Origin of the sequence: Bradyrhizobium sp., from assembly GCF_049798375.1 — a bacterium.
Lineage (GTDB): Bacteria > Pseudomonadota > Alphaproteobacteria > Rhizobiales > Xanthobacteraceae > Bradyrhizobium.
On the sequence record NZ_JBARGP010000138.1, the window covers coordinates 1 to 10,331 of the forward strand.

General features: G+C 65.2%; 6 protein-coding genes and 1 riboswitch. Of the genes, 1 reads left to right on the forward strand and 5 read right to left on the reverse strand.

Translation table 11 applies throughout. The features are described from left to right. Window positions 1-1,028: glycosyltransferase family 9 protein (locus WA702_RS06010; protein WP_425109617.1), on the forward strand; the 1,028-nt coding region annotated here is incomplete at its 5' end. A 17-nt stretch (window positions 1,029-1,045) separates the two neighbouring features. On the opposite strand, the gene WA702_RS06015 is transcribed toward WA702_RS06010, so the two are convergent. The 5 genes from WA702_RS06015 to WA702_RS06035 all read right to left on the reverse strand — a co-directional run. Next, window positions 1,046-1,279 (reverse strand): hypothetical protein, encoded by a 234-nt coding sequence (locus WA702_RS06015; RefSeq protein WP_425109618.1) that lies wholly within the window; start codon window positions 1,277-1,279, stop codon window positions 1,046-1,048. A 115-nt stretch (window positions 1,280-1,394) separates the two neighbouring features. Further along, the gene (locus tag WA702_RS06020) at window positions 1,395-2,843 is read right to left on the reverse strand and encodes a PepSY domain-containing protein (RefSeq protein ID WP_425109619.1); all 1,449 of its coding nucleotides are present in this window, start codon (window positions 2,841-2,843) and stop codon (window positions 1,395-1,397) included. A gap of 2 nt (window positions 2,844-2,845) precedes the next feature. Beyond that, window positions 2,846-5,125 carry a TonB-dependent receptor gene (locus WA702_RS06025; protein ID WP_425109620.1) on the reverse strand — a complete coding sequence of 760 codons (2,280 nt, stop codon included), beginning with the start codon at window positions 5,123-5,125 and terminating at the stop codon, window positions 2,846-2,848. A gap of 104 nt (window positions 5,126-5,229) precedes the next feature. After that, a riboswitch (cobalamin riboswitch) is annotated at window positions 5,230-5,421 on the reverse strand. A 344-nt stretch (window positions 5,422-5,765) separates the two neighbouring features. Further along, the gene (locus WA702_RS06030; protein WP_425109621.1) at window positions 5,766-9,566 is read right to left on the reverse strand and encodes a tetratricopeptide repeat protein; all 3,801 of its coding nucleotides are present in this window, start codon (window positions 9,564-9,566) and stop codon (window positions 5,766-5,768) included. A gap of 100 nt (window positions 9,567-9,666) precedes the next feature. After that, window positions 9,667-10,331 (reverse strand): MotE family protein (locus tag WA702_RS06035; protein WP_425109622.1); only part of this gene is annotated, 665 nt, incomplete at its 5' end.

A 10,331-nucleotide genomic window follows, 5' to 3' on the forward strand; every position in this document is an offset into this window, starting at 1 on the left:
CGACTTTCAATCCTGCGCCGTTGCACCGTCAGACCGCAATGGCCTTTGTAGATTGTCTGCTCATGACTGCCCAGATCGTCGACATCAAGTCGCTGCAACCATCCGCGCGCCGCGTTGCGATCCTCAATGGGTTCGGACGCACGCTGGGCGACGGCATCATCGGGCTGCAGGCGCTGCATCTCGCGATACGGCTCGGCTTCATGCCTCCGCGCCCGACATTGTTCAGGCTGGCAGGCTTCGGACCGATGGCCGCGGCCATCCATGCCGCGGCTGATTTCGCTGATATCAGGATTTTGCCGGAGGCGCATGCGACGCCGAAAACCCGGTTCGGCGGCGCCGATGAGTTCGACCACGTCATCGATATCCGCGACTTCGCACTGACCGCGGATTTCCAGCGCACCTCGATGATCGACTTCTTCCTCCGCCGGCTCGGCATCGAGCCGCGGTTCGTTCCATCTGGTCTCAAGCGCAATGCCTGGCTGGCGCCGCGGGTGGCGATGCAGCCTGCGAGCCGGCCCTGGGGCTACGTCCTCGTCTGCCCGCACGCGTCGACGCCGCTTCGCGACATGCCGGACGAGATCCACGACGGCATCCTGCGCCAGCTTGCCGGCAGCTGCGCCGTGGTCACGCAAGGCCACGTACCATCAGATCTCGCAGCCGAGGTCGCGCATGCGCCCGAATGCGCGACGCTTGCGGAGCTGTGCACGCTGGTGCGCAACGCGCGCTGGGTGATCTCGACGGATACCGCCATGGTGCATCTGGCTGACGCATTCGGCGTGCCGTGCTTGGCGTTCTTCCCGACCCATCGGCCGGACTGGCGCGTCCGCGACTATCCGCGCTGTGTCGCCGTGGCGCTGCGCCCGGCCCTGCCGCCCGGCCTCGAATTCGCGCGCGGTATTGACGACCATGCGCAGGCGCGACGCGCCTGGTTTCCCGACGGCGCGGATCTCAGCTGGTTGAGACGCGTCATCAGGAACTGCGCGGCGTGGCAACGGCCGCGCGCTGTTCCATCACAGACGATCGCTTGAGGAAACCAAGCGCCCCCTCACGCCACGTCATATTGCTTGCTTAAGCGGTCGCCGATCTGCACCAGCATCGCGACGCATTCAGGATAGCCCGGCTTGGTCGCCGTGCCCGGATCGGATTTGGCGCGGAATTCCCATCGCGTGCCCCAGCGTAGCACCGAGATCGACATCCCCTCCGGACGATCGAGATGTGCCTTCAGCTCGGCCATCGCCATTTCGATCAATTCCGCTTCGCTCTTGGTCGGCTTGCTCATGAGTCCTCCGGCACGTTGCGATCAGGCGCATCGTTCGACACGATCGCGGCCTGCTGGCGAGACCAAATTGCCGTGTTCCGGCACAACTGTCGAGAGCGGGCCCGCCGCTCGACATTCAACGACGGAGATAGCGCCAGCCGATCACGACGCCGCTCACCGAGACGACGGTGCCGAGCACCGAGAGCAGCACTACGACGATGTCCCAGGCCGGGCGATGCATCAGCAATAGCCGGAAATCCAGGCTGTGCAGCGCGTTGAACAGCCAACGATAGGTGCGCCCGCTCTCGTCGATGCGTCCCACGATGTCGCCGGTGACGGGACTGAAGTGAAACCAGGTCCGCACCTCATCGTCGAACATGGCCCGGAGCACCGGCAGTTCGCGCTCCTGGTGGTGCGCGTACCAATACGCGTCATAGCGCTGAAGAGTCAGCCGATCGGTAAGACGCGCATCCGGCAGCAGCTTCGCAGCGGCGGTCCATAGCCGGTCCGGTGTCAGGTGGATGGGCGCACCCGATGCCGGATCGACCGGCTGCTCGGTGCCATCGCGCGTCTCCAGAATCATCATCGGGCTTCCGTCGAGCCAGACGAAGCGTGCCTCGACCATGCCGACCGGCAGTGACGTCGGCAGCCGCGTCGCAATGTCAGGCGCATCGTGGCCGGCATAAGGCTGCATCACCTCGCCGGCGGTGTTACGGCCGGCGAAATAGTCGCCGGGATTGAGCGACAGCCAGCCCGAGAACATCCAGGTCAGCACGAATAGGCCGGCAATCAGACCGGTGACATGGTGCCACGCCGTCCAGCCGCGATACGGCGTGATCCTGCCGCCGCTATAACGTCGCCTCACGCGTAAGCGCAAAATTCCGATCCAGATGCCGGTGACGCCGACGATCAGGCAGATGCCGGAAATCCAGAGCACCACCAGCCGCCACAGCGACCCATGTTTGCGCAGCACGGTCGGATAGATCCAATGCGGGATCGAGCCGAGCCAATTCCAGACACGCTCGGTGTGGTTGGTGTCGAGTGCGATCTCGCCGGAGCGCGAGGAGACATAGAGCTCGGTGCCGGCATCGTCGCCGAGCTTGATCAGATAGAGCGGCCGCAACGGATCGTAGCGCGCCGTGACACACCATTGGTCACGATTGACGACATCAGTGAGGTGCGGTGCACGGATGGCCGGATGATGCGATGCGACCGCGAGCGCCTGCGATGCCGAGATGTGCGTGATGGCGTGGCCATCGACAGCAGAGATAGCCTGTCGCTTGCCGTCCCAATTGGTCAGCCGGTACACCGGCTCGTCGGCCAGCGTCGAGAGCCTGAGATCACGCGGGAAGCGCGTGACTCCCGCCGCCTTCATCGCATCATCTGGAGACAGCGCGACCGTCTCCCACTTGATATCAGGCAGTGCCGCCAGCCTCTCCTTGTTGGAGAGGCCGGGAAAGGCGACGTACATCATCACCACGCCCGACATGAACCACATCGCGAACAGCAGGCAGGTGACGATGCCGACCCAACGGTGGCCGATATACAGCCACTGCCGTGCCGTTCGGGTCAGTCCGCGCCGCACGCTCAGAACTTCATGTTCATGGCGAGCTGCGCAGTGCGCGGCATGCCCAGGAGCCATTGAGTAGGCCCATTGGATGATGTTGCGTAGATCGTGTCGAACAGATTGTAGACGCGGAACGAGACGGTCGTGTTCGGATCGGGCTTCCACTGCACGCCTGCATTGACGACGTTGTAGGCCGGCATCGCCACAGTGTTGGCGTTGTCCGCAAAGGTCTTGCCGACAATCTGGATGCCGGCATTTGCCGACCAGTTCGGCGCAAACGCCCAGGTCGCCCAGATGTTGGAAACGGTCTGTGGAACATTGATCGGCATGTTGCCGGCGTAGTTCACGGTGCCGGTGCCGAGCGGCTGCACGAAGTCGTCATACTTCGCGCGCAGCAACGCGGTGTTGGCGTCGATGCGCCAGCCATGATCGAGCGCGAAGCCCACCGACGCCTCGACGCCGCGCGACGATTGCTGGCCGACCTGTACAGTAACGTTCGGACCGGTCGGATCGCGCTGCAGCAGGTTATTCTTGACGATCTGATAGCCGGCGAGCGTCCACTCGCCGCGACCGCTCCAAAATGACTGCTTGACGCCCACCTCGACCTCCTTGCCGGTGGACAATTCGAAATTGCGGTTCACCGCCGACATGGTGATCAGATTGGCGACCGGGTCGACTGCGACGGAATACTGGCCGTAGAACGCGAGATCCTTGATCGGCGTATAGACCGCGCCGGCACGCCAGCTCGTGGCGTGATACGATCTCTCGAAGCTGTCAATAGCAGGCGCGCGATAGTCGGTGCGTTCGATCGTCGGCTCATCCTGTCTGATGCCGCCGATCAACGAGAGCTGGTCGGTGACCGACAGGCGGTTCTCGGCAAACACGCCATATTGATTGGTCGTGCTGCTGAATCCGGGCGCCGTCGGACTCGGATTCCCGCCGCTGAAGAGGCCGGGATCGAAGGCGTAGAGATTCACCGACGAAGAGCCGTCAAAAGGCGAGTTGTTGGTGTGGGTGAAACTGATGTTGTTGACGTCGAAGCCGGCGACGAACTCGTTGGCCATGCCGAGGACATGGCCGCGAAAGGTCGTGTCCATGCGGTCGCCGATCTGCCGCTGGTCATGGAAGATCTCGATATAGTCGCTGCGCTCGATTTTCTTGGTATCGTTATTGTAGGAATAGCTCTCGGCATCCCTCCAGTGCCGCTGGCTGTCAAGATAATACAGCGTGTTGTGGACCGAGATCGCGTCAGTGACCTGCCACTCGGTCTTCACCTGGCTCTGGCTGTCCTGATAGCGGATGTTGCTGTCGCCGACATTGTAGTTGTTGAAGCGCAGTGCCTCCAGAAGCTGCCCGTTCACCAGCGGCGTACCAAAATAGCGCTGGGGGCTGCGGTCGCCGTAGTCGGTGGAAATCGTCCAGGTCATATCCTCGTTCCGCTTCACCTGGACCGCGGCATGCAGCTCGACATTGGAGTTCTTGCCGCGATCGACCCAGCCGTCGGACGCATTGGCGGTGGCGGTGATGCGATAGGCAACGTCCTTGTTGACCGGTCCGCCGCTGTCCACGGCAATGCGCCGCGTCATGTTGCTGTCGACCGACATCTCGGCCTGGTTGCTCTGGACCCACAACGGCATCTTCGAGATCACGTTGACAGCGCCGCCGACCGCGCCTTCGCCATACAGCACCGACGCGGGACCGCGCAGCACCTCGATACGCTCAGACGACCAGGTGTCGTAGGGGAAGGTCAGTGTCCCCGAGCCGACATAGAGGCGCGTGCCGTCATACAACGTCATCACCGTGCCATTGCCGGTAAAGCCGCGGGTGTTGAAGGACAGGCTGCCGTTACCCGGCTCCGGGCTTGCGGTGAAGCCAACGGCGTTCTGGGTCACCGCGTCGATGACATTCTGCTGGCCGCGCTCGGCCATGGTTTCCGCCGAGATCACATCGACACTGGCCGGCGTCTGCAGCCGCGTCAAGCCGAGCCGGCTTCCCGTCGAGGTCGTGCCGGTGAGATTGAGCGTGGGCGCGGCGAACACAGGGCCGGCCGGCGCGGCGGTCACGGCAGCAGTCGTGCGAGCAGCATTCCGCTGCCGGCGCGCGCGCGAGGTCAACGAGGCCGTATTTTGCGTGGCGCGGCGCACCGGCGGCTTGGCCGACGGCGTCACCACGACGGGTTCGAGCTGATAGCTTGGCCGGGTCGTCTGCGACCAAGCCTCAGCAGGCAGGAGCAGGAACGACGATGCAGCGGAGGACAGCAGGACGAAGTGCCGCTTGGATGCGGCAGAGACCAGGGCCATCGATAGGACTCGCGATAACGTGGCACGTCACCGCAAGCCAAGTCCTCCTCCCGCAGAACGCGGCAGTCTGACTTCCACCAGGACACCCCGCCCGATGTGCATGCGTGTGACCACGACTGACGGCAGGTCTCCTGGCTCGCGGGTCGTGGCCTTCTCGCCGCCTTCCCGGGTTGGCACCCAGTGGCATCTGGCAAAGGCTCGCCGCTTACAGTTGCGGGGGCAGCCGCGGAATTGGGTCACCCCACACCGCGTTCCCGTTTAATCCTCGATGAGGAACCGTCGCGCTCACGTTAAAGTTAAAGTTCTGGAGGAGTCAACGGCGGCCCGCCGATCGCTCCACGGCGTTGCGCAGCGGCATCTCGCCTCACACTTCACCTTAAGCGAGCCGTCCTTATTGCGATGGCTCGCGGCGCTCACGCTGCATCGTCAACCACAACCGTCGTCCCGGACAAGCGAAGCGCAGATTCGGGATCCATAACCCCAGGGAGACGTTATGAGGCAGGCTGGTCGAGGATCGCCGCCAAACGATCGCTAACGGTGGTTATGGGTCCTGGCGCAAGGCCGAGACGACGGTGGAGTTCGTAGTTGGCGCTGGCGCGTAACGATGCGCCGATACGGAGAGCAGGCGAACGACGTTATACTACCGCGCAGCGTCGGCCTGCTTCACGCCGTTGATCTGCGGCAGCGCGCCGGTGGTGTCGGTCTCCGCCTTCGCAGAATTCTTGGCGTGATCCTTCATTGTGTCACGCGCTGCTTCCGGCGAGCGTGCGGTCTGGTCGGGGAAACGCACCTTCATGTCGCGCAGGAAGCCGTCGAGCGTATCCACGCTCCCCGCCATCTTGGCGATCTGGGTGAATTCATCGCTGGTGCCGGTAGCCGGCTTGCTGGCGACGTCGAAGGCGAGCTTGTCGGCCTCGCCGGTCATCAGCGGCGCGTATTTCTCCCGGAACCGCGCCAGCCCGATCGCGTCCTCGGCGAGCGCGTAGCCGACCACGGCGCGGATGACGTCGCCACGTTCGGCCGGATTGAGCGGCCGGAAATCGTGCCAGCGTTCGCCATAATACAGCTCGATCTGCTCCGAAGCCTCGCGCCAGCGCCGCGACGCCCAGTAGATGTCGGAGCGCAGCCGGATCGCCTCGCGGCCGCTGATGTTGCTGATGATGTCGAGCGCCAGGTCGTGGCGGCCGATGTCGCTCTGCGCCCGCGCTTCCAGCAGCAGGCGCTGCGTGCGCAGCTCGCCGGAGAGATCGGCGATGCGGGTGGTGTTCAATGCGGTGATCGCGCGGTCCGGCTTGCGCGCGGTCAGATAGACCATCGCGAGCCTCGCCGCGACCTGGGCCCGCGCCGCGCCTTCCAGACGCTTGTCGATCTGGTATTGCAGCAGCTCGGCAGCCTGATCCAGCAGGTCAATCCCGACCAGCCGGTCCGCGAGGCGTCGGATCATCTCGTCGCCGCGCCGGCCGATCGGCGTCAGCTCGCGGAATTCGTAGAAGATGCTGAGCGCATCGACCGGCGGCAGCTCATCCGCCTTGCCGTCCAGGAACAGTTGCGAGAACAGCGCCGAGGCCGCATCCTGGGTCTGGCGCGCCGCCTCCGCGTTCGGCATCAGGCGGGTCGCGGTGCGCGCCGCGGCCAGCGAATCCAGATAGCGGCCGGTCTCGTTATAGAGCTGCGACAGCATTTGCAGGGTTTCCACCTCGATCGCGTCGCCGCGCCAGGTCGCCTGCAAGGTCTCCAGCTCGCGCAGCGCGTCCTCCGGCTTGATCTCGCCCCGCTTCTGCAGGAGCTTGATCTCGAGCAGCTTGCCTTCGGCCGCGGCCATCCGGTCGTTCGATCCCGCGGCGAAATGATAATCGTCGAGCGCGTCCTTCTCCTGCGCCATCGCCTCGGCGAGCCGGCCGCGCAGCACCGCGATCGCAGGTTTCATGTCGGGGGAGATGCCGATCACCTCGAGCTCGGCGCGCCGCTTGGCGGCGCCGGCGAAGTCGCGGACCTCGAGCGAGGCTTTCATCGCATCCGCCGTCACCACGCGCTGCAGCTCGATCGGCAGCGAGGCAATGGCGAATTCGACGTTCTTGAACTTCTCGCGCGCGTCGGCCCATTTGCCCTGGCGGGCGTAGGCCAAGCCCTTCCACATCTGCGAGTCGAAATTGTTGCCGATCGAGGAGCTGGCGAGATCCTTCAGGCCCAGGTCCGGCCGTCCCATCAGGATGCTCGCCACCGCATGGATGGTCAGCATCCCGATCTCGTCGGTGCGGGGATCGCCGTCGGAGATCATCAGGTTGGTGACGCCCCTGGCCTCCGGATACATCGCGTGGCTCATGTAGAAGCGGGCGAGCGCGAGCCGCGCCTGCGCGCGCTTCTCCGGCTCCGCATTGGCGGCAGCCTTGATCAGCGCATCGTCGCGCTCGAAGAATGGCTCCTTCTTGTTCTTGTTCCACTCGCCGATGTCGAACATCGGCCGCACCGCGCTCGGTGCGCGCTCGGGCGAATAGCCGATCGAGGACAGCGTCAGCCCGCCCGGCTTGCCGAGAATGACCTTGTCGGGCGCGACCTCGACGGCGATCTCGTCGGTGTTCGGACGCACCGCGATGCCGTGAAAGGAGTCGAGCAGCGACAGCTCGACGAAATCCTGCCGCTTGATGAAGCCGCGGATCGGCGGCAGCGCGGTGACCACGAGCAGCGTGTCGCCGGCGTCCGGATCGGTCAGCCGGTGCAACAGCCCGGGTCCGGGATTGGCGAGCGGCACCGCGACATTGGCAAGGGCGGGATCGGTGACGTTGCGCATCACCATCAACGGCTGCTGCGCGCCAGCGGCCTTGTCGGCGAAGGCGAGCGTCCAGCTCCGGCCCTTGCCGTCGTCGCTCGACAGCGAATGCATCTGCGGCCGGTTGAGGCGAATGCGGATGGCCTGCCCCTTGTCCAGAGGCAGCCGCGTCACCTCGCCGACGATCGCGCCGCCCTTGGCCCTGACAGGATCGACGTCGATCGGCTTGGTGGAGTCGAACACCATCCATACCGTATCGCCGCGGCGGAACAGCGCGGCCGGCGTCGGCCGGTCGAAGCCGAAGGTCAGGCGCAGCCCCTCGGAGTCCCTGATCGCCTCGACCGAAGCGGCCGCATCGGCATGATCGGACGTTGGCGGAGCGGACGCGGCCCTTGCCGGCTCCTTCGCCATCTCGTGCTTGGGTGCTTCAGGCTTCGCCACGTCAGCCTTTGCAGCTTCGGGCCTGGCAATTTCGGGCTTGGCAATTTCGGGCTTGGGGGCTTCAGGTTTGGCCGTCGCGGCGTGCTGGGCCTCGGCCTGCGCCATCTCGCCCTTCGGCGCAGCCGCCGGCTGGATCTTCGGCAGTTCGGACTGAGACTGGGCTGGCGCCGCGTCGGCACTTGCCGCTGGCGCAGCCGTCTCCGGCTTGCCCTCCGCCTTCATCTCGCGCGCGATCGTCTCCGAGGTCGGCGGCGTGATCTCGCTGGCATGCGTTGCCGGTTTCGGTTTCTCGCCTGATTTCGCTGCAACCGCCGGCTTCGCTTTCGGCAGATTATCCGGCGTGACCGAGTTCTTCGGCACATCGGCCTGCTGGAAGGCGACGTCGATGTTGTAGTTCTTGTCCTCGCGGAAAGTGTGGACGTCGACGTCACCGATCACGTTCAGCTCGACTGTGCTCGCGGCGACATCCATCTTCTGGGTGATCGAGGCGACGTTCGGCGGCGCGGCGATCTTGGCGTCCGCGAGATCGAAGGTCAGCGGCGCGTTGAACTGCAGCGTCATCTTCTGGTCGTTCAACACCGAGGAGACGTTGACGCCGTCGGGCATCTCGAACACGAAGCGGACGAAGGTCGGCTGCACCAGCGCGCGGACGCGGACCGGCGGCCGCCGCTTGGCCGCGTTCTCGGCGCGCTGCAGCCGGAGCGCACGCTCGGCGGCACGGGCGCGTTCAGCCAGCTCCTTCACCACCTCCGCCGGCAGGCTCGGCGGCGGGCCGGTCCAGCTGTCCGGCAACAGGTCGATGAACACGCGCTCGCCGGCGGACATGGTGTTGACGCGCACCTTGCGCGACAATGACAGCCGCAGCGCCGAGCCGTCGGGATCGCCGCGGGCGCCGGAGACGTAGTCGGGAGCCGCCTCGACCCAGCGATCGACCGGAACGTCGGCGGGACGTTCGAATTTGATCAGGAGGATCGAGCCTGCCGTCGTCACCTCGGTGCCGACGTCCTCGCTGAATTTCAGCACCAGCCGCGCATAGCCGTTGGCGGCCTGCAGGCTCGCCTCGCCTTGCACCGGCTCGGCGCGGGCAACCCCCGGCCCGGCAAGGCCGATGACAGCGGCGGCGAGAAGGCCAAGACCTGCGTGAAGAAGACCGGCGCGAAGGCTCGAGCAAAGGCGCGCGCGCGCGCAAGCGCGAGCCCGCGACCACAATCCGACGTCAGCCGTGCGCACCATGCCACCACTTCCAGTTCGACATCCGTAACGTCACGGACATGCCCTGCCCGCCCGCGGTCAGGCTAGCCGCGGCCGTTTAAGGGCTCATTAAATATGCGGTTCAATTCGTCTTCGGCGGCATCATCTTGCCCTCGATCTTGGGCAGTTCGGCGCTCGCCTCCGACGATTTGTCACCCCCGGCGCGGCGCGCCAATTCGACTGTCAGGCGCTCGGCGGATTCGGGCTGCATCAGCCCGAGGATGTCCGACATCTTGCGCGGCGCGATCTGCGAGGCGATCTCGATCAGCACGGACATCTCCAGCCGGTCGAACACCTTGGCGGCATCCTTCGGCTTCATGCCCTCATACATCGTGACGATGCTCTTGAAGCGCGCGTTGTCCGCCTCGCTCTTCTGGCCGTTCACCGCGGAGATGCGCTGCTCGACGGCCTTCATCTCGTCGCTCTTGGCCTGGATGCGCTGCTCGGCGGCTCTCAGCAGGCTCTCGCGGATATCGATCTCGCGGGCGCGCGCTTCCAGTTCCTGACGACGGCTCTGCAGCCGTTCCAGGATGGCCTTCTCCGAGGGCGACACCGACTGCGGGTTATCCTCCGGATGCAGCACCATGCCATCGGGCTTGGTCTCGGGAGCCGCCGGCTTCGGCGCCTCCTCCTTCTTGGCCTCCTTCGCCTCGCCATGCGTGGCGCCGGTGATGTCAGCCTCCTCGCCGCCCGGATAGTTCAGGTTCTCCTGCGCCCACGAGCGCTTGGGCGCTTGCGGGGCGTAGT

What these genes read in the sequence shown, in the direction of transcription:
- WA702_RS06025 (WP_425109620.1), bottom strand. Translation starts at nt 5,125, where the DNA reads ATGGCCCTGGTCTCTGCCGCATCCAAGCGGCACTTCGTCCTGCTGTCC.
- WA702_RS06015 (WP_425109618.1), bottom strand. Translation starts at nt 1,279, where the DNA reads ATGAGCAAGCCGACCAAGAGCGAAGCGGAATTGATCGAAATGGCGATG.
- WA702_RS06030 (WP_425109621.1), bottom strand. Translation starts at nt 9,566, where the DNA reads ATGGTGCGCACGGCTGACGTCGGATTGTGGTCGCGGGCTCGCGCTTGC.